18 protein-coding genes are annotated in these 19,183 nt (G+C 70.4%); 14 read left to right on the top strand and 4 right to left on the bottom strand.

Going from position 1 to position 19,183, the window contains the following annotated elements; all coding sequences use genetic code 11:
• Window positions 1–122: 122 nt before the first annotated feature.
• Window positions 123–1,424 (top strand): MFS transporter, encoded by a 1,302-nt coding sequence (locus ACH4T9_RS17835; protein ID WP_396672344.1) that lies wholly within the window; start codon window positions 123–125, stop codon window positions 1,422–1,424.
• Window positions 1,425–1,517: 93 nt separating this feature from the next.
• On the opposite strand, the gene ACH4T9_RS17830 is transcribed toward ACH4T9_RS17835, so the two are convergent.
• Window positions 1,518–1,883, bottom strand: coding sequence for a hypothetical protein (locus ACH4T9_RS17830; protein WP_396672556.1), 366 nt, complete (start codon window positions 1,881–1,883; stop codon window positions 1,518–1,520).
• Window positions 1,884–1,924: 41 nt separating this feature from the next.
• Entirely contained in the window at window positions 1,925–2,371 is a 447-nt protein-coding gene (locus ACH4T9_RS17825) for a hypothetical protein (protein WP_396672345.1), read from the bottom strand.
• 575 nt (window positions 2,372–2,946) lie between these two features.
• On the opposite strand from ACH4T9_RS17825, the gene ACH4T9_RS17820 reads away from it, so the two are divergent.
• The 12 genes from ACH4T9_RS17820 (at window position 2,947) to ACH4T9_RS17765 (ending at window position 15,051) form a co-directional block, all read left to right on the top strand.
• A complete protein-coding gene (locus ACH4T9_RS17820; RefSeq protein WP_396672346.1) occupies window positions 2,947–3,702 on the top strand; it encodes a M23 family metallopeptidase in 756 nt (251 codons plus the stop codon).
• Between the two features lie 103 nt (window positions 3,703–3,805).
• Window positions 3,806–3,937, top strand: a complete 132-nt coding sequence (locus ACH4T9_RS17815; protein WP_396672347.1) for a hypothetical protein — start codon at window positions 3,806–3,808, stop codon at window positions 3,935–3,937.
• Window positions 3,938–4,295: 358 nt separating this feature from the next.
• A complete protein-coding gene (locus ACH4T9_RS17810) occupies window positions 4,296–5,498 on the top strand; it encodes a dipeptidase (RefSeq protein ID WP_396672348.1) in 1,203 nt (400 codons plus the stop codon).
• Window positions 5,499–5,503: 5 nt separating this feature from the next.
• A complete protein-coding gene (locus ACH4T9_RS17805) occupies window positions 5,504–7,120 on the top strand; it encodes an ABC transporter substrate-binding protein (protein WP_396672557.1) in 1,617 nt (538 codons plus the stop codon).
• Between the two features lie 31 nt (window positions 7,121–7,151).
• Window positions 7,152–8,105, top strand: coding sequence for an ABC transporter permease (locus ACH4T9_RS17800; RefSeq protein ID WP_396672349.1), 954 nt, complete (start codon window positions 7,152–7,154; stop codon window positions 8,103–8,105).
• 25 nt (window positions 8,106–8,130) lie between these two features.
• Complete coding sequence (locus tag ACH4T9_RS17795) at window positions 8,131–9,012, top strand: ABC transporter permease (protein WP_396672350.1); 882 nt, start codon at window positions 8,131–8,133, stop codon at window positions 9,010–9,012.
• A gap of 2 nt (window positions 9,013–9,014) precedes the next feature.
• A complete protein-coding gene (locus ACH4T9_RS17790; RefSeq protein ID WP_396672351.1) occupies window positions 9,015–10,196 on the top strand; it encodes a M24 family metallopeptidase in 1,182 nt (393 codons plus the stop codon).
• Window positions 10,193–11,029, top strand: coding sequence for an alpha/beta fold hydrolase (locus ACH4T9_RS17785; protein WP_396672352.1), 837 nt, complete (start codon window positions 10,193–10,195; stop codon window positions 11,027–11,029). Before ACH4T9_RS17790 ends, ACH4T9_RS17785 begins: the two co-directional genes overlap by 4 nt.
• The gene (locus tag ACH4T9_RS17780) at window positions 11,026–12,009 is read left to right on the top strand and encodes an ABC transporter ATP-binding protein (RefSeq protein WP_396672353.1); all 984 of its coding nucleotides are present in this window, start codon (window positions 11,026–11,028) and stop codon (window positions 12,007–12,009) included. The genes ACH4T9_RS17785 and ACH4T9_RS17780 overlap by 4 nt, the downstream gene beginning before the upstream one ends.
• The gene (locus ACH4T9_RS17775; RefSeq protein WP_396672354.1) at window positions 11,978–12,982 is read left to right on the top strand and encodes an ABC transporter ATP-binding protein; all 1,005 of its coding nucleotides are present in this window, start codon (window positions 11,978–11,980) and stop codon (window positions 12,980–12,982) included. The genes ACH4T9_RS17780 and ACH4T9_RS17775 overlap by 32 nt, the downstream gene beginning before the upstream one ends.
• A gap of 31 nt (window positions 12,983–13,013) precedes the next feature.
• On the top strand, window positions 13,014–14,216 hold the full coding sequence (locus ACH4T9_RS17770; RefSeq protein WP_396672355.1) for a dipeptidase: 1,203 nt from the start codon (window positions 13,014–13,016) through the stop codon (window positions 14,214–14,216).
• 88 nt (window positions 14,217–14,304) lie between these two features.
• Window positions 14,305–15,051: a GntR family transcriptional regulator gene (locus tag ACH4T9_RS17765; protein ID WP_396672356.1), complete on the top strand. Its 747-nt coding sequence runs from the start codon at window positions 14,305–14,307 to the stop codon at window positions 15,049–15,051.
• 280 nt (window positions 15,052–15,331) lie between these two features.
• Here ACH4T9_RS17765 and ACH4T9_RS17760 read toward each other — a convergent pair whose 3' ends face one another.
• Window positions 15,332–15,562, bottom strand: a complete 231-nt coding sequence (locus ACH4T9_RS17760) for a DUF2188 domain-containing protein (RefSeq protein ID WP_396672357.1) — start codon at window positions 15,560–15,562, stop codon at window positions 15,332–15,334.
• Window positions 15,563–15,958: 396 nt separating this feature from the next.
• Between ACH4T9_RS17760 and ACH4T9_RS17755 the strand changes: the two genes are divergently transcribed.
• Entirely contained in the window at window positions 15,959–17,365 is a 1,407-nt protein-coding gene (locus ACH4T9_RS17755) for a glycosyltransferase (protein WP_396672358.1), read from the top strand.
• A gap of 171 nt (window positions 17,366–17,536) precedes the next feature.
• On the opposite strand, the gene ACH4T9_RS17750 is transcribed toward ACH4T9_RS17755, so the two are convergent.
• Window positions 17,537–19,162: a glycoside hydrolase family 43 protein gene (locus ACH4T9_RS17750; protein ID WP_396672359.1), complete on the bottom strand. Its 1,626-nt coding sequence runs from the start codon at window positions 19,160–19,162 to the stop codon at window positions 17,537–17,539.
• Window positions 19,163–19,183 lie beyond the last annotated feature (21 nt).

The following is a 19,183-nucleotide window of genomic DNA, read 5'->3' as shown; positions in this document are numbered from 1 at the left end:
CCGGGCCGGCGCCGCGCCTCGATCCGTCGAGGCAGCCGCGGCGCCGGCCCGGCCGCGCGGCTGCACGTGCCCCGAGCGTGCGCCACGTCGGCGTTATCATCGCCCTTCCACATGGAGGGCTGATGTTCGCTCCGCTGCGGTACGCCGCGTTCCGTCACCTGGCTGCCGGCCGGCTGGTCAACATGCTGGGCAACGCGATGGCGCCCGTCGCGCTGGCCTTCGCCGTGCTCGATCTGACCGGCTCGGTGCGCGACCTGGGCCTGGTGGTCGGCGCAAGGTCGCTGATGAACGTGCTGTTCGTGCTCTTCGGCGGGGTGCTGGCCGACCGGATTCCGCGCCGGCTGGTGCTGGTCGGCTCCAATGTGCTCGGTGCGCTCACCCAGGCGGTGGTGGCCGCCCTGGTGCTGACCGGCACGGCGACGATCACGTTGCTGCTGGTGCTCGGCGCGGCCAACGGCGTCGTGAGCGCGCTGGCTCAGCCGGCGTCGGCCGCCGCGACGCCGCAGACCGTGCCGCCGGAGCTGATCCAGCCGGCGAACGCGATCATCCGGCTCGGCATGAACGCCGGCATGATCGGCGGGGCGGCCCTCGGCGGCCTGCTGGTCGCCGCTACCGGGCCCGGCTGGGGCCTCGCCGTCGACGCGCTCACCTTCGCCCTCGCGGCGGTGGCCTTCGCCGGTGTCCGGGTGGCCGCCACCCCGTCGGCGAGCACCGGCACGGGCATCCTGGCCGACCTGCGGGAGGGCTGGAGCGAGTTCACCGCGCGGACCTGGGTCTGGGTGGTGGTGCTCGGCTTCATGGTCCTCAACGCGGCGCTGGCCGGCGGGGTGAACGTGCTCGGCCCGGCCATCGCCGACGAGACGATCGGGCGCGGTGCCTGGGGTGTGGTGTTGGCGGCGGAGACCGTCGGGATGGTTGTCGGTGGGCTGATCGCCCTACGGATCCGGGTGCGCCGGCTGCTGCTGCTCGGGGTGGCCTGCATGTTCGCCGAGTCGTTCCTGCTGTTGGGGCTGGCCCTGGCACCGACCGTCGTCGTGCTGGTGGTGGCCGGGGTGGCGGTCGGGATCGCCGTCGAGCAGTTCGCGGTGGCCTGGGAGACCTCGATCGCGCAGCACATTCCCGCCGAGCGGCTGGCCCGGGTCTACTCGTACGACATGTTGGGGTCCTGGGTCGCCATTCCACTGGGTCAGGTGGCGGTGGGGCCGGTCGCCGGGGCGATCGGCACCCGCGAGACGCTGCTGATCCTCGCGGCGCTCGTGGTGCTTTCCGTCGTCGGCATGCTGGCGAGCCGGGACGTCCGCCGGCTGCGGACGGTGGCCCCCGCCCCCGCCCCCGCGCCCGATGCGGTGCCGGCCGGGCACGCCGACGGCGGACCGGGGGACCGCCCTGTCACCGCGCCCGCCGAACCGACCGGCCGCGCCTGACCCGGCTCGGGTGGCGCCGGCAACGACGCCGGAAGAGGCGCCCTGCCCCGCGTCCGGCGGGCGTCCCGCCGACCGCTGCCACCGGAAGCCGGCTTACGGCAGGCGGCGGGGGGACTGACCGGGCGCACGACGATCCTCCGCCACGAGTGACTGCACCCGGCGGATGGTCGCGCCTGGTGCCATGATCACTTCCCGCCACCGCTCCAGCGTCCTGGTCAGGTCCCACACCGTGCTCCGAAGCTCCTGCAGTTCACGCTGGGATGCGGTCAGCTGCTCCCGGACGGTCAGCGCCTCGGCCTCCAGTTCGGCGACCCGTGCCCGCAGCGGCTGCACCAGGGCAAGCGCCGCATCGGTCAGTGCTCCGGCCGTCTCGGCCTTCAGCTTTCGCCGCTGCACGGTCACTGTGGCCAGCACGGCAAGCCCGCCGGCGCCCCCGAGCATCCCGAGCATGGAGATCATCAACTGCGCCCAGTACGGGGTGTCCGGGTTCGATGCGGCGATCATGTCTGCACCTTCGAGCACGGATCAGCCTGCGGATGGTGCATCCGGATCAGCCAGCGCAGTGATCCCACGATCTCGGCCGAACGCAGCCACGATCCGAGCGCCACCGCCCCGACGAACGACGCGGCCACCACCGCCTGGTCTCCGGCGACCACCAGGACGGCGATCACGTACATCGCGGCGATCGCGCCCAGCGCCAGCACCGCGGAGAGCTCGATGCCGAGCCCGGTGCTGAGCTGCCCCGGCCAGAACATGCCGAGCAGGCCTGCGGCGCCGACCACGATCAGGCCGAACTCCCACAGGACCCTGACCGGGTCGGGCATAGCCACCTCCAGCGAATGCGGCCGGATGCCACCAATGGCCATCAGCAGGCCACACACGGGTGTGGTGGCGAGGACCGCGAACTCGTACACCCGGTTGCTCGTCCGATCCCGCAAGCTCCCCATTGCACACTCCCTTCCCCAGGTGCGGCCCCGTCGACGCACGGACAATCGATGATCTTCGAACGTGGCACCGCGCGACGACGCTGCCGCTGCGGTGTCGGGACATGACGCCGGGAAACGGCCCGCCGGCCCGCCGGGTGCGCGTGCTCGCATCACCCTCCGTACCGCGGGCCACGTCGCACGGCCCGCCTGCGGTCCCAAACCACATGAATCAACCATATGTGCAGGTCAGACGCCCATTGGCGGCCTGGAAGGGGGACTGGATCACCGTAGCGCTCAGGGGGACGCGTGTCAGAATGTCGACAGTTGTTTGCGTTGTCCGCAGTGCCCGCTTTCGCCGTGTTTCCGCTGCTGGGGTCGCCAGTGGTGCCGGCTGCCTCCGGGGCCGTCGACAGCGCGCTCGACCGGTGTCGCTACACCGGTGTCGCGCACCTTGCCCGGCGGGCCGCCGTCACCGCAGGCTCGGTCGGAGGGCTGAGGACATCTGCCTCTGTGGATATAGTGTCGGTCCGGGATGACCTTCCACCGAGGTCCTCGATGGACCCGCGTCCCGCCCGGGGCCAGGAGGGATGGCAGTCATGGCGAACGAGCCGCAGTCTCACCGCGGCGACGGCGGCGGGTTGCCGGCCGTGGGCCGCAGGGAACTGCTGCGGGGTACGGCGGTGGTGGCGGGTGGTGTGGTGCTCGGCGGGCTGTTCCAGTCGGCGCCCGCGCTGGCGGCACCGGTGATCTACAACCCGTTCAGCGGCTACCGGATCACCGACGGGTGGCAGGAGCACATCGACCGCGGTTCCGCCGGGGGAGTCGACTTCGCGATGTCGGTCGGCACGAACCTCCCCGCGTGCGGCGCCGGGACGATCTCGAACATCCCGAACAACGGCACGGCCGGTCACACCGTGACCATCAACCACTCCGACGGGTACCGCAGCCAGTACCTGCACCTGTCCCAGTTCCTGCTGGCGAATGGGACCTCGGTGGCGTCGGGAGCCATCGTCGGCAGGTCCGGCGGCGCGGCCGGCGCTCCCGGCTCCGGCTCCTCGACCGGGCCGCACCTGCACTGGCACATGATCGACCCCGCGGGCCGCCGGATCAACCCGTTGACCTACGTCAACCCGACGCCGCCGCTCGATCTGTGGAAGGACGACATGAGGCTGATCCAGTCCACCAACCGGGGCATCGCCCTGGTCGGCCCCGGCTACTTCCGCCAGCTCAGCAACAACGAGGAGGTGACGGCCGCCGTCGCGCTGGTCGGCAACCCCCTGATCGGCAACGACCGCCAGTTCGACCTGTGGCGCAGCATCGCCTTCGACGGCCAGGTCAAGGCCCCGTCCTGACAGTCGACCCGGCGAACCGCCCGGGCGGCGTCGGCAAGCTCCTCGACTGCCCGCCGCTGCGCGCGTCCCGGAGCCGGCACCGGCGGATGACGGCGCAGGCAGGGTGAGGAAGCGCTTCCCGGCCCTGCGCCGGTGGCGCACGCGCGTGCCGGTGGCGCTGGCGGTGGAGGCCGTCGCCGTCGTCCTCACCGTCGAGCTGGTGGCCCGAGGTCGCCTGCGACCGAAGCCGGCGTGAACGGCCTGCCCGTCGTTGCCCGTCGTTCCCGTCGCTGCGCGTTGCCAGGGGGTCGGAATCCGGTTCGGGCAAATTGTCGGGCTTAATGGTCGGACCACTGGGCCGTGTTGCCTGTCGTGAGGGGGACCGCCGTTCCACCTTTCGGCGGATCGAAGGGGCGGGCGTCCGGGGTGCTGGCCGACCCGCGTCAACCGCTGCGACTCACCAGGGCCGTCCTGACCTGCGGGAACATTGGCGGATTGAGGTAACGGTCAGGTCACGAGGTATTCCGGACCCGTTCTAGCTCGGCTAGCGTCCGGTGAGGCCCGAGGTCAGACCTCATGCCTCATACCTCTAACCCGACGAGGTGAGTTGACGAGTGCAGGAACCCGCCCCCCGCTATGCCGGATACCGGTCCTTCGACTACTTGACGCCGCAGGCCGACTACAAGGTCTTCGAACTCGCGCCGCAGCTCGGCCGGGTGCCCGAACACGACCTCGGCCTGAGCGACGACCAGCGCGGCCGGGTCTCCCGGCTGCTCCACGAGCACATGGCCATCTCGCTGCACGAGCACCCGAAGATCCTGCCGGCCGATGTGTCGCAGCTGCGCGACTACAACCGCACCGGCCGCAACTCCTTCGGCTTCGAGGGCCTGGCCCGGTCCGGCATGACCGCGGTCTTCGACAACTTCATGAACGGCACCGGCTGCGTGACCAGTGAGCACGCCTGGAAGTGGGAAGACGTCATCTACGACATCGGCCTGCGCTTCGCCGATGTCGCCAAGCAGGACCACGTGGTTGTGGCAACCACGCTGGAACAGATCTTCGAGGCCAAGCGCAACGGCCAGATCGCCCTGGTGGCCGGTCTGGAGGCGGCCACGATGATCGAGAACGAGCTGGACCGGATCGACATCCTCTACGGCTTCGGCGTCCGCCAGATGGGCATCGCCTACAGCCAGGCCAACATGCTCGGATCCGGGCTCTCCGAGGACCGCGACGGCGGGCTGACCCACTTCGGTCGGCGCGCGGTGGACCGGATGAACAAGCTGGGCATCGCCATCGACATCTCGCACTCCGGCGACCAGACCTCGCTGGACGTGGTCGAGGCCAGCCGGGTCCCGGTGTTCATCACCCACGCCGGTGCCCGCTCGGTCTGGAACACCCCTCGGATGAAGCCGGACGAGGTGATCCGGGCCTGCGCCGAGCGCGGTGGCGTGATCGGCATCGAGGCCGCTCCGCACACCACCCTCTCGGCCGAGCATCCGCACCACTCGATCGAGTCGGTGATGGACCACTTCACGTACTGCGTGGAGCTGGTCGGCATCGAACACGTGGCGTTCGGCCCGGACACCAACTTCGGTGACCACGTGGGGCTGCACGACAGCTTCACCCAGCACCTGGCGATCGGGAAGGCCCACGGAGTGGTGGACCACCCCCGGGTCCCGCACGTGAGCGGCATGGAGAACCCGGCGGAGTGCTTCAGCAACATCGTCGGGTGGTTGGTCACGCACGGTTACTCCGACGACGAGATCGCCAAGGTCATCGGCGGCAACATCATCCGGGTTCTTGAGGAGGTCTGGTGAAAAGCATGGTCAAGGGTCGGTGGCGGCTCGCCGTCGCGCTCGGCGTGGTGGCCACGCTCGGCGTTTCCGGCTGCGGCATCAACGAGGACAACGCGTCCTCCAGCAGCTCGACGGGCGATTCGGTGCTGCGGATCGGCACCACCACCGACGTGAGCAACTTCAATCCGCTGCAGTCGCTGAGCAAGACCGACTCGTGGATCCTCAACGCGATGTACCCGCACCTGCTGCGGATCGACGAGAACGCGAAGAAGGCACCTGAGCTGGCCAAGGAGTACCGCTACGAGGACGACGGCAAGACCGCCGTGTTCGTGCTGCGGGACGACTTCAAGTGGACCGACGGCAAGCCGGTGGTCGCGGACGACGTCAAGTTCAGCGCCGAGATGATCATGAAGTACAAGCTCGGCAACGTCGCCGCGAAGCTGACCTGGGTCGAGTCGATCGAGGCGCCGGACGCGACCACGGTCAAGTTCAAGCTCTCCCAGCCGTACGCGCCGTTCGCCGAGGGCGTCGGGTTCTGGATGTCGGTCGTGCCGAAGCACGTCTTCGAGCCGGCCGGCGACCTGTCCAAGTTCCCCAACGACTCGAACTGGGTCGGCGCCGGGCCGTTCGTGCTGGACAGCATGACCAAGGGCCAGCGCTACGTCATGAAGCGCAACGAGAGCTACCCGCTCGCCCCGGGTGGCAAGGCCGCGGTCAGCAAGGTCGAGTACCGGGTCTACCCGGACGTGAACACGATGATGCTGGCGCTGCGCAACGGCGACATCGACCTGATGGGCACCCCGGTGCCGGTGTCGGCGGCGAAGACCTTCGAGGGTGACTCGAAGATCAAGATGGAGAAGGTCGGCGCGTTGGGCTTCGCGCACCTGACCTACAACATGAAGAACAAGTTCCTGGCCGACCAGGAGGTCCGGCAGGCGCTGTCGATGTCGGTCGACACCAAGTCGATCATTTCGGCTGTGCTCCAGGGCGACGCCCAGGAGATGGCCGGCCCGATCTCGCCGGTCTTCTCGGACTACGACAACTCCGAGGTCAAGCCGTACGCGTTCGACCCCGCCGGGGCGAAGGCCAAGCTGACCGCAGCCGGCTACAAGGACGCCAACAACGACGGGTTCTTCGACGAGCTGGCCTTCGGCGTTGCGTGCGACCAGTCCAACGCGAACATGACCCGCGTCGTGCAGCTCTTCCGGGAGAGCGCGGCCAAGGCCGGCATCAAGCTGAAGAACGAGTGCGTCGAGCGGAACACCTTCCTGTCCCGCACCAAGAGCGGCGAGTACGACATCGACGCCTCGCAGTGGGGCGTGTTCGACAACCCGATGGACCAGCTGCGCAGCACCTACCTGTCCAGCAACCCGGGTGGCATCAACTACAACCTGCTCGAGTCGGCCGAGATCGACAAGCTGATCAACGACGCGGCCGGCACCACCGACCCCGAGGCGTTCAAGACCAAGATCAAGAACCTGGACAAGGTCGTGCACGACCAGGCGTACCTGACCCCGCTGTACGTGGAGAACTTCCGGTTCGCCTACAACGCCAGCAAGTTCACCGGCTTCACCCCGTCGCCGTCGGACCTGCTCGGCATGGTCACCGCGTACTCGCTCGCCCAGGTCACCCCGGTCAAGTAGCCGATAACCAGAGGGAAAGGAGGGGTCCCCCGTGGCGCGTTTCATGCTCAGCCGGGCACTGAAGGCCGTCCTGACCGTGTGGATTGCGATCACCTCGACGTTCTTCCTGCTCCGGATGCTGCCGGGGGACCCCACGGCCCTGATGGTCGAGGGGGACATGACGCCGGAGATGCAGGCGGCGCTGCTCAAGACGTACGGCCTGGACCGTCCGTTGTGGGAGCAGTACGTGTCGTACCTGCGTGAGCTGCTCCAGGGCAACCTGGGCATCTCGTTCCGGCAGATCCAGCCGGTCGCCGACATCATCGTCGACCGGCTGCCCTGGACGCTGCTGCTCGCCGGCAGCGCGTTCGTGATCACCATCGCCGTCGGCATTCCGATCGGCGTCTCCGCCGCCGTGCACCGGGGCCGATGGCTGGACCGTACGCTGCAGGCGCTCGGCATCGGCGGGCACGCGCTCTTCGTGCCCAGCGTCGCCATGCTGCTGCTGGTCTTCCTCGGCGCCCAGCTCGGCTGGTTCCCGATCGGTGGGGCGATCGACCCGGACACCCGGGGCGCGGCGGCCTACCTGAGCCTGGCCCACCACCTGGTGCTGCCGGTGCTGTCGCTGGTGCTGGTGCAACTCGGCCCGTACGCGCTGACCCTGCGCACCAACATGATCGAGGTCCTCGGCGAGGACTACATCCGGGCCGCCCAGGCCCGGGGACTGTCGGCCCGGCGTCGGGTCTGGAAGCACGGTCTGCGCAACGCGATCCTGCCGGCGCTGACCCTGATGGGCCTGCAACTGGGCACTCTGGTCGGCGGCGCGGTGCTCACCGAGACGGTCTTCGCCTATCCCGGAGTCGGCCGGCTGATCTTCGAGGCGGTCGGGCAGCAGGACTACCCGGTGCTCCAGGGGGCGTTCATCATGCTCGCCGTCACGGTGGTGGCCGCCAACGCGCTGACCGACATGCTCTACGCCGTCCTCAACCCCCGGATCCGACTGTGACCGCCACCTTCGAAGGGAGAACGCCGTGAGCGCCCCCGTGCTGACCGAGCAGACGGTGCCGCCGGTCGTCCCGGTCCCCGTCAAGCGGTCCTGGTACGGCTACCTGCGCCAGCCCTCCGCGGCGCTGTCGGTGCTCGTGCTGCTCGTGATGGTGGTGATGGCGGTCTTCGCGCCGCTGATCGCCGACGAGCCGGTCGGTGCCGGCTCGGACGTGCTGCAATCGCCGTCCGGTGGGCACTGGTTCGGCACCGACGACCTCGGGCAGGACATCTTCGCCCAGGTGGTCTGGGGCACCCGGACCAGCCTGGTGATCGGCCTGGCCGCCTCGGTGATCGCGATCGTGCTGGGCACCGCGATCGGGCTTGCCTCGGCCTACTTCCGCCCGATCGACGCGGTCGCCACGGTGATCACCGACGTGATGCTGGCGCTGCCCACCCTGCCGTTGATGATCATGCTGGCCGCGGTGATCAGCCCCAGCGTCTGGACGCTGACCATGATCATCGGCTTCTTCGCCTGGCCCGAGGTGGCCCGGCTGATCCGGTCGCAGGGCCTGGTCGTCAGCGCGATGCCCTACATCGACGGGGCCCGGGTGCTCGGCGCCACCGGCTGGCGGATCGTCACCCGGGAGATCCTGCCCGCGGTCGTCTCGCTGGTGATCGTCAGCGTCCTGCTCACCGCCTCCCGGGCGGTGATCTCCGAGGCCGGGCTGAGCTTCCTCGGCCTCGGCGACCCGGACGCCTGGTCCTGGGGGCGGATCCTGCTCAACGCCCAGCGCAGCGGCGTGATCGCCATCGCCTGGTGGCAGACGCTCTTCCCGTCGCTGGCGATCCTGCTGCTGGTGCTCTCGGCGACCGTCGCCGGCATGAGGTTCAACGACACCCGCGACCCCCGCCGCAACGGAGGCTGACCATGCGACTGCCCGACAGCTTCTACACCAGCGTCCGGACCCGGCTCGCCGAGGCGCTCGACGAGCGTGGCCTGGACGGCTTCCTGGCCACCTCACCGGCCGACGTCGCCTTCCTCAGCGGCTTCTTCTACATCGCCACCGAACGCCCCGTCTACCTCTGGATGCCGCGGGCGGGGGATCCGCTGCTGGTCATCCCCCGACTCGATGAGGAGTACGCCGCCCAGCAGGGCGTCCAGATGGCCACGGCCAGCTACTTCGAGTACCCGGGCGTGGTCACCGCCGAGCAGACCCTCGCCGCGGCGCTGTCCCGCCCCAACGGCCCGATCCGCCGGATCGGGGTGAGCACCGGCATCACGGTCGGCGCGTTCCGGGCACTGTCCCTGGCCATCGCAGGGGCCACCCTGGAGACCACCGACGCGGTGGCCCGGCTGCGGCTGCGCAAGTTCCCCGCGGAGATCCCGTTCCACGAGGCCGCCGCGCGGATCTGCGACGAGATGCTCGGCGCGGGCCGGGCGCTGATCGAGGAGGCGCTGGCCGGCGGGGGACCGCTGCCCCGCGAGGACGAGATCGCCCGGCACGTGATCGGGTACGGCACCGACCGGATGTACGCCCAGTACGACCTGGTCGTCTACACCACCAAGCTGGCCGGCGGGCTGGTCTACGCCGGCCCGAACTCCGCCCTGCCGCACGGCCTGCCGACCCGCCGGCGGCTCCAGCCGGGGGACACGCTGATCCTGTCCCTCGGCGCGGCGGTCGCCAGCCGGTTCGTGGAGAGCGAACGCACCTTCGTCATCGGCGAACCCACCGCCGAGCAGGCGCGCTACTACGAGGCCGACCGGGAGGCGCAGGAGGTCGGCACCGAGGCGATGATCGCCGGCCGGACCTGCGCCGAGGTCAACCGGATCTGCCTGGACGTGCTGCGCGGGCACGGGCTGGGCGACTACATCCGGCACCGGCAGGGGCACGGCATCGGGTTGCAGAACCACGAGGCGCCGTGGGTCGAGGACGGCGACGACACCGTGCTCGCCCCCGGCATGCTGCTCTCCAGCGAGCCGGGCGTCTACGTCCCCGGCCACGCCGGCTACCGCATCTCCGACACCGTCCTGGTGCGGGAGGCCGGCCCGCGCCGGCTCACCAGCTATCCGCGTGACCTGGCATCCAACGTCATCGAGGGGGTCCGATGAAGATCAACGGCGCAGAACTGGTCGTAGAGGCGTTCGGCCCGACCGACGCACCGGCGATGATCGTGCACCATGGCGCGCCCGGCCTGGGCTCGCGCAACGAGCCGAAGCGCTCCTTCGGCCCGTTCGCCGACCGGATGCGGGTCATCGTCTTCGACGCCCGCGGGTCGGGCGAGTCCAGCGACGACGAGCCGTTCACCCACGAGCAGTGGGTGGCCGACGTGGACGCCATCCGGGAGCACTTCGGCTACGAGAAGATCGTGATGGCCGGCGGCTCGTACGGCGGGTTCATCGCACTGGAGTACGCCGTCGCCCATCCGGACCGGGTCTCCGCCCTGGTGCTGCGGGACACCGCCGCGGACACCGCCCACGACCACCTCGCGGTCGAGCGGGCCCGCAACACCGACCGATCCGTGATCCCGGAGTGGGTCATCGAGCGGATCGGCACCGGCCGGTTCGCCGGCAACGAGCAGTTGCGGGAGTACTGGCGGGCGATCCTGCCGTTGTACGACCACCAGCACGACCCGGCCAAGGACGAGGCGAAGCTGGCCGCCACCCGGTTCCACTACCGGACCCACAACGCGGCCTTCGGGCAGAACATGCCCCACTACGACCTCAAGCCGAAGCTGCCGTTGATCACCTGCCCGACCCTGGTCACCGTGGGCCGGCACGACTGGCGTACCCCGGTGGCGGCCTCGCAGGTCATCGCGGACCTGGTCCCTGACGGCCGGCTGGTGGTCTTCGAGAAGTCCGGGCACTCGCCGCAGCTGGAGGAGCCCGAGCTGTTCCAGCGGGTGGTGCGCGACTTCCTCGCCGAAGCCGGGGTGCTGCGATGACCCTGCTGGAGATCGATGACCTGCGGGTCGCGTTCCCCGGCCCGACCGGGCCGATCAACGCGGTGAACGGGGTGACGCTCAGGGTCGATGCCGGGCAGACCCTGGCGATCCTCGGCGAGTCCGGCTCCGGCAAGAGCGTCACCGCGCAGGCGGTGATGGGCATCCTCGACACGCCGCCGGCCCGGATCAGCGGCGCGGTGCGGCTGCACGGCCGGGAGCTGCTGACCCTGCCGCGCAAGCAGCGCGACCGGGTCAGCGGCGAAGACATCGGCATGGTCTTCCAGGACGCGATGGCCGCGCTCAACCCGGTCTTCACGGTCGGGCACCAGATCATGGAGGTGCTACGGGTCCGCCGCGGCATGTCCAGGGCCGACGCCCGCCGCCGGGCCGTCGAACTGGTCGACCGGGTGCGGATCCCGGCCGCCAAGGACCGGATCCGGGACTATCCGCACCAGTTCTCCGGCGGGATGCGGCAGCGCATCATGATCGCGCTGGCCATCTCCCTGGAACCGGACCTGCTGATCGCCGACGAGCCCACCACCGCCCTGGACGTGACCGTGCAGGCCCAGGTGATGGAGCTGCTCGCGGAGATCCAGCGGGACAGCGGGATGGGCCTGCTGCTGATCACCCACGACCTCGGGGTGGTGGCCGAGGTCGCCGACGACGTGGCGGTGATGTACGCCGGCCGGCTCGTCGAGCAGGGCTCGGTCGAGCAGATCTTCGCCGGCCCCGCGCACCCGTACACCGAGGGGCTGCTCGCCTCGATGCCCCGGGTGGACCGGCGCGACGACGTCCTCTACGCGATTCCGGGCGCCCCGCCCAACCCGGCCCGGCTGCCCGCCGGCTGCCCGTTCCACCTGCGCTGTCCCCGGGCCACCGACGAGTGTCGGACGTCCCTGCCGCTGCTGGAGGTGCTGCCCGCCAACCGGGCCAGCGCCTGCCACCACCATGAGGAGGTGCTCAGTGCCACCCGGCGATGACGTGGTGCTGCGGGTCGAGAACCTGGTCAAGCACTTCCCGCTCAAGGGGCGGATACCGTTCACCTCCGGCGGCGTGGTCAAGGCCGTCGACGGAGTCTCCTTCGACCTGCGCCGGGGCGAGACCCTCGGCGTGGTGGGCGAGTCCGGCTGCGGCAAGACCACCCTGGCCCGGATGCTGGTCGGGCTGGAACACCCCACCTCCGGCGCGGTGCGCTTCGGCGAGTCGGTGGTGCACGCCGCCAAGGGGCGGGAACTGCGCGCCCTGCGTCGGCGGATCCAGATCGTGCTCCAGGACCCGTACACCTCGCTGAACCCCCGGCGCACCATCCGGGAGATCCTGCTCCAGCCCTTTGAGATCCACCCCGACGTGCTGGACCGGCGGCGCCGGCTCGACCGGATCCGGGACCTGCTCGACCTGGTCGGCCTCGACGCCGACCTGCACCTCGACCGCTACCCGCACCAGTTCTCCGGCGGGCAGCGCCAGCGCATCGGCATCGCCCGGGCGCTGGCCCTCCAGCCCGACGTGATCGTCTGCGACGAGCCGGTCTCCGCGCTGGACGTGTCGGTCCAGGCCCAGGTGGTCAACCTGCTGGAACGGCTCCAGGAGGAGCTGGGAGTGGCGTACGTCTTCATCGCCCACGACCTGTCCGTGGTGCGGCACATCTCCGACCGGGTGGCGGTGATGTACCTCGGCAAGCTGGTGGAGACCGGCCCCGAGGCGTGCCTGTACGACACGCCCCGGCACCCGTACACCAGCGCGTTGCTCTCGGCCGTGCCGGTGCCCGACCCGGCCGGACGCGGGCAACGGGAACGGGTCCTGCTGGCCGGTGACCCGCCCAGCCCGGTAAACCCGCCCTCGGGTTGCCGGTTCCGGACCCGCTGCTGGCAGGCGACCGAGACCTGCGCCACCACCGAACCGCCGTTGGCCGCCGGAGTGCACCCGGTTGCCTGCCACTTCCCGCTGGCCGCGTAACCGACCGGCGACCGTCCCGAAGGAGAGTGTCTTGCTGCAAGAACCCGCCCCCCGGTACCAGGGGCACAGGTCCTACTCGTACCTGGAGCCGCACTCGGACTACCGGGTGTTCGAGCTGGCGCGGGAAGTCGGCCGGGTGCCGGAGCACGACCTCGGCCTGACCGACGCCCAGCGCGAGCGGGTGACCCGGCTGCTGACCGAGCACGTCGCGATCTCCCTGCACGAGCACCCGGTGGTCCTGCCCGAGGACGTCCGCGAGCTGCGCACGTACAACCGCACCGCGCGCCAGCGCACCGGCTACGACGGGCTGGCGCGCTCCGGCCTGACCGCGGTGTTCGACAACTTCATGGCCGGGGCCTCCTGCGTGACCAGCGAGAACGGCTGGAAGTGGAACGACCTCGTCTACGCCCTCGGGATGCGGATGAGTGACCTCTACAAGCAGGACCACGTCTTCCTGGCCACCTCGCTGGCCGACATCCACGCCGCCAAGCGGGACGGCCGGCTGGCGCTCGTCGCCGGCCTGGAGTGCGCCAGCCCGATCGAGAACGAGCTGGACCGGATCGACATCCTCTACGGCTTCGGCGTCCGCCAGCTCGGCATCGCCTACAGCCAGGCCAACATGCTCGGTGGTGGCCTCTCCGAGCGGCACGACGGCGGGCTGACCCACTTCGGTCGTCGCGCGGTGGACCGGATGAACAAGCTGGGCATCGCCATCGACATCTCGCACTCCGGCGACCAGACCTCGCTGGACGTGGTCGAGGCCAGCCGGGTGCCGGTGTTCATCACCCACGCCGGTGCCCGCTCGGTGTGGGACACCTCGCGGATGAAGCCGGACGAGGTGATCCGGGCCTGCGCCGAGCGCGGTGGCGTGATCGGCATCGAGGCGGCCCCGCACACCACCCTGTCGGCCGATCATCCGCACCACTCGATCGAGTCGGTGATGGACCACTTCACGTACTGCGTGGAGCTGGTCGGCATCGACCATGTCACGTTCGGGCCGGACACCATGTTCGGTGACCACGTGGGGGTGCACAACACCTACGCCGGCAACTACGCGCACGACGCCGGCAACCGGCCGGAGCACCCCCGGGTGGAGTACGTGTCCGGGGTGGAGAATCCGGGCGAGGCGTTCGGCAACATCGTCGGGTGGCTGGTCACCCACGGTTACTCCGACGACGAGATCGCCAAGGTGATCGGCGGCAACACCGTCCGGGTGCTCGAACAGGTCTGGTAGCGCCCCGCCGGCCGATTCATCGGGCGGGCGCAGACGAACTAAACTCCGTAGGCCGCGGCCGGCGGCGGGGAGCGAAGAGGTGGAGCGGATGGTTCGGCGCGAGACCGCGCTACAGGCCGCGCACGGTCGGCTGCGTGAGCTGATCGGCAGCGAGTTCCGATCGGGCGACAAGCTGCCCAACGAGCGGGAACTGGCCGACCGTTTGGAGGTCAGCCGGGCCACCGTGCGTGAGGCGCTGGGTCAACTCGCCGGCGAGGGGGTGGTGACCCGTACCTGGGGGATCGGCACCTTCGTGCACGACGGCGGCGAGCGGGTGCCCGTGTCGATCGGTGACGTGACCGCGCTGCGGGACCGGATCACCGCCTCGGGCCACCGGCCGACGCTTCAGGACGCGGCGGTCAGCCGGGCGAAGTGCCCGGCTGACTGCGCCAGGGTACTCGGGTTGGAGGCGGGCTCGACGGTGTGGCGGGTCGACCGGCTCTTCGCCGTGGACGGGGTCGCGGCTGCCTGGATCCGGGATCATCTGCCGCTGCGTTTCGCCGGCCGGGACCTCGACCCGTCCGGGCTGGTCAGCATCGACCTGGACATGTTCGAGTTCCTGGCCAGCGCGACCGGCATGCCGGTGCGGCGGGCGGAGATCGAACTCGCCGCCGTGCTCGCCGACGAGGAATCCACCGCCCGGCTCGGCGTGGCGCTCGGGCATCCGTTGGTCACCGCGACCCAGATCGGCTACGGGGTGGACGACGCGGCGCTGTTCCACGGCCACATCACGGTTCGCACCGATGTGTTGACCCTGCGCATCAGTCGGGGAGGGGAGCCCCAGCCCGCGGAGTGAGGGTCGCGTACCGCCGGGGTCGCCCGTTCCCGTACGTCGTCCGCCGGGATCCGGCCGCAGCGGGGCCCACGTCAGGGTCCCCGTCGGCCTACCATGGCCGGCTGCGGCTGCGGCTGCGGATCGCGTGTCGCCCTTTCGCGTCACCGTCGAACTGACCGGCCCGGCCGGACGAGCGCCGTTCCCGTACGCATGGATGCGGGGCCGGCCACGTGGGGCGGCCCCGCATTCCATTGTTCTTCCGACGCTGGTCCGGGTGCTGGCGTAGGCTCTCTTCGCCCGGTCAGCCCTCGATGTCCCGTGGGTCGCGGCTGCGCGGGTACGTGTTCTTCTCCCCGATCGTGCCGTCCTGCTTTTTGATCACGTGCTCGACGCCACGGTCCGCCGCCATCTCGCGCCCCCGGGCCTGCGCCTCGTCCTTGGTGTCATGGGTGCTGCTGGCCTGCTGGTTGCCCTCGGCGCGGGTCTTCCACTGCCCGTCCTCTTGGTACGTGTCGATGTCACCCTTGACCATTTCCGACTCCCGTCTGTCCCTCGCGTGTACTCGTGCTGCCACCAACTACTTGCCGGAAACGCCCTCGGTCAAACAACCGGCCAGGCATCTCGCCGTGGTGCCGGCCGATGTCCACGCGGCGTCGGCAGGAACGTCGACTGTCCGGACCGGACAGCGCGCCGCAGCGCCCGACCCGGCCCGCACCGGTGTCCCTCCTCGCGCGACGCCGGCCCGCGCAACCTCGTCATCGCGGTCCTGCGCCACCACGGCTGCGCACCATGTCGTGGCCGCGAGATAACCGTATTTAAATGCGGCGATGTTAAGGTTTCGGGGGCCGCTGAGGGGCAATGTCTGAACCGGAGCCACGCCGACATGTGGCGCGTCGGCGCACCTTGACAGACGGATGGGACGGTGTTCATGACTGCAGACGAGTGCGGCAGAGCGGTGCTGGTATTCACGTACAACAGTGCCGGTCTGTTCAACCCGTTGCTGAGTATCGTGGGTGAGCTGAAGGCCCGAGGTGTCGAAAAGGTCTGGTTCGCGTCGACCGAGGACCGCCGGGCGGACGTCGAGGCGCTCTCCGGCCCGGGTGAGGTTACTTTCGTCTCGCTCGGCGAGGCCCTCCCGCAGTCGTCACCGGAGACCTGGGACGACGCGACATATCAGGCCCTGACCAGCGGCGATCGGGCGGTCAGGTTCGTCCGGTACATCGACGTCTGCACCGATTACGACCACATACAGCAGCTCTACCTGCGCTGCCTGGAGGTCATCGACGACGTTGGGCCGGCGGTGGCCGTGGTGGACAGCCAGGCAAGTTGGGCGATGGACGCGGCGCAGACCCGGCAGGTGCCCTTCATGGTGAGCATCTCGACGCCGCCGTCCAATTTCCTCCAGGAGCTGTTGCCACCCCGTTATCCCGCCCCGTTCTCCGGGCTGCCGCAGCGGATGACGCCCCAGCAGCAGGCGGCCAACGCCAGCTTCCGGAGCAGGATGGTGCGGGCGTTCGTAGAGCCGGACCGGCTACGGCGCAACATCGTCGCCATGGCCCGTCGCAAGGAAGCCGGTCTTCGTAATCCGGAGATGCGACCGGCGCACTACCTCGGGGATGCCGTGGCGCTCATGTCGTACACGGTCTTCGGCTTCGAATATCCGTTCGAGACCGCTCCGACGACCCTGCGGATGCTCGGTCCGGTGGTGCCCAGGGAATTGCCGCCGGTCGAGCAGGACGACGGACTGAACCGCTGGCTGGACGACCATCCCTCAGTGGTCTACGTCGGGTTCGGCACCATCATGCGACCGTCCGAGGCGCAGGTGAGGGCGGTCGTCGAGGTCGCGGAGCGGCTCGGGCCGGAGCACGCCGTGCTCTGGAAGCTGTCCGCGGACCACCAGCGCCTCCTCCCGTCCGCGGCACGGTTGCCGGGCAACCTTCGGGTGGAGGAGTGGCTGCCCTCCCAGCTTCGGGTGCTGGCCCACCCGCACGTGCGGGTCTTCTTCAACCACGGTGCCGCCAACGCGATCCATGAGGCCATCTACTTCGCCACCCCACAGCTGATGATGCCGTTCTGGCTGGACTGTCCCGATGGCGCGGTGCGCGCGGTCGACAGCGGGTTCGCGCTGGCCGTCGAGCTGACCGACCCCTTGGACGTCGAGGACATCCTCGCCAAGCTCAGGAGACTGCTGAGCGAGGACTCGTTCCGGGAACGGGCGGAGCTGTTCAGCCAGCGGATGCGGCAGGCCGGTGGGGTCGCCGTCGCCGCCGACCTCGTGCTGCGGCACCGCGACGAGGCGGCGGGCCACCGTACCGCCCCGGCGGCGGTCGGCTGAGCGGTCCCCGCCGCCGTCGTGCGGCAGCACCACGGCACCGGGCGTGACGCCGTCGCTCAGCCTGGTGGACGAGCTCGTCGGTGCCCGGTGGCTCCCACTCGCCGACGGCCGGCCGCGGAGGGTGGCATCGGGATGTCCCTTCTGCGGCCGGCGACCCGCGTCGGTCGCCGGTCAGCCCTCCCGGTAGGTGGCCAGGTCGAAGTCGGCGTAGCCGCCGTCGCCGCCGAGATCCTGCACCCACAGGCCGAGGAACGCCCCGGTGAAACCCCAGGCCGCCGGCTCCCCGTCGATGATCAGCGCGGCGTGTTCGTCGGACAGGATCGTCGCGTCGAGGTCCACCGGTAGCTGCCGCCAGCCGCTGCCGAGGTCGTACCAGAAGCGCACGGCGGGCCCGTCGAACACCGCCCGCAGCCCGACCCGGGCGACGCCGGTGGCGTCGACTGTCAGCCCGGGGTACGGGGTGCGCCGCCCGCTGTCGGAGCTGAGCAGCTCCAGCACGGTCCGGCCGTCGTCGGCGCGGGTCAGGTAGAGGTGGTGCCAGTTGAGGGTGTTGTAGTAGGCGGTGATCCCGGCCAACTGACGATGGTCGAGCGGGTCGAACTCGACCACGGTCTCCAGGGAGCACCGCGCCGCGCCGACGCGCCGCGCGACCAGGCTGGGGGTCTGCCGGCCCACCGGCGACTGCCCGCCGTGGATCCGCAGGTGCGACGGTCGGGTCCGCAGGTCCACCCAGTCCGCGGTGGCGGGCCGGCGCAACGTCGACCACCCCGGGTGGAGCTGCGCGGCGTCGAAGTGGTCGGTGGCGGGATCAGCCGGCCACGGGTGCGTGGGAAGGTCAGGCGCCGGGACCTCGTCCGCCGGCACGCCCCCGGGTACGCGGGGCCAGCCGTCCGGGGCCCACTCGACCCGCTGGATCGCGGTCTCCCGGCCCAGCACGCAGTTGCCCAGCGGGGCGTAGGGGCGACCGACCAGGTGGGCCAGGTACCAGTCGCCATGCGGGGTGCGGACCAGGCTGCCGTGGCCGGCCTTCTGCAACCGCAGGTCGGGCCGGCCCACGGAGGTCAGCAGCGGCCCGGCCGGGTCCACCTCGTACGGCCCGAACAGCCCCCGGGACCGGGCCACCGTGACCTGGTGCTCCCAGCTCGTGCCCCCTTCGGCGGTGACCAGCCAGTACCAGCCGTCGTGGCGGTACAGGTGCGGGCCCTCGGTGAGCCCGACCGGGGTGCCGGTGAACAGCAGGCGGGGCCGGCCGACGAGGCGCCGCGCGGCCCGGTCGTAGCGCTGGATCTCGATGCCGGCGAAGCGGTCGCGCCCGGGTCGCCAGTCCGCGCTCATGCTCAGCAGCCAGCTGGATCCGTCGTCGTCGTGGAACAGCGAGGCGTCGAAACCGCGCCCGTGCAGTGCCACCGGATCCGACCAGGGGCCCGCGATGTCGGGTGCGGTGACCAGGTAGTTCTGCGGGTCCCAGTAGCCGCTGGCGAAGCTGGCCACATCGCTGTACACGAGGAGGAACTCGCCGTCGTGGTGGGACAGGTCGGGCGCCCACACCCCGTTGGAGTCGCCGCAGCCGCGCAGATCGAGCAGGCGGCGCTCGGTGATGATCCCGCCCAGTGCCCGCCAGTGCACGAGGTCCCGGGAATGGTGCACGCGGACCCCGGGATACCACTCGAACGTCGAGGTGGCCAGGTAGTAGTCGTCGTCGACCCGCAGGATCGACGGGTCCGGGTGGAACCCGGTGAGGACGGGGTTGCGGATCGACCGGGCAGCGGTCGCCACGTCAGCGGTCTCGGTCGACACGTCGGCTCCTCTGGTGTGGCT

Source organism: Micromonospora sp. NPDC020750 (genome assembly GCF_044334565.1).
GTDB lineage: Bacteria > Actinomycetota > Actinomycetes > Mycobacteriales > Micromonosporaceae > Micromonospora.
The sequence above is the reverse complement of the archived record's forward strand: the minus strand, read 5'-3'. Positions and strand labels throughout refer to the sequence as shown.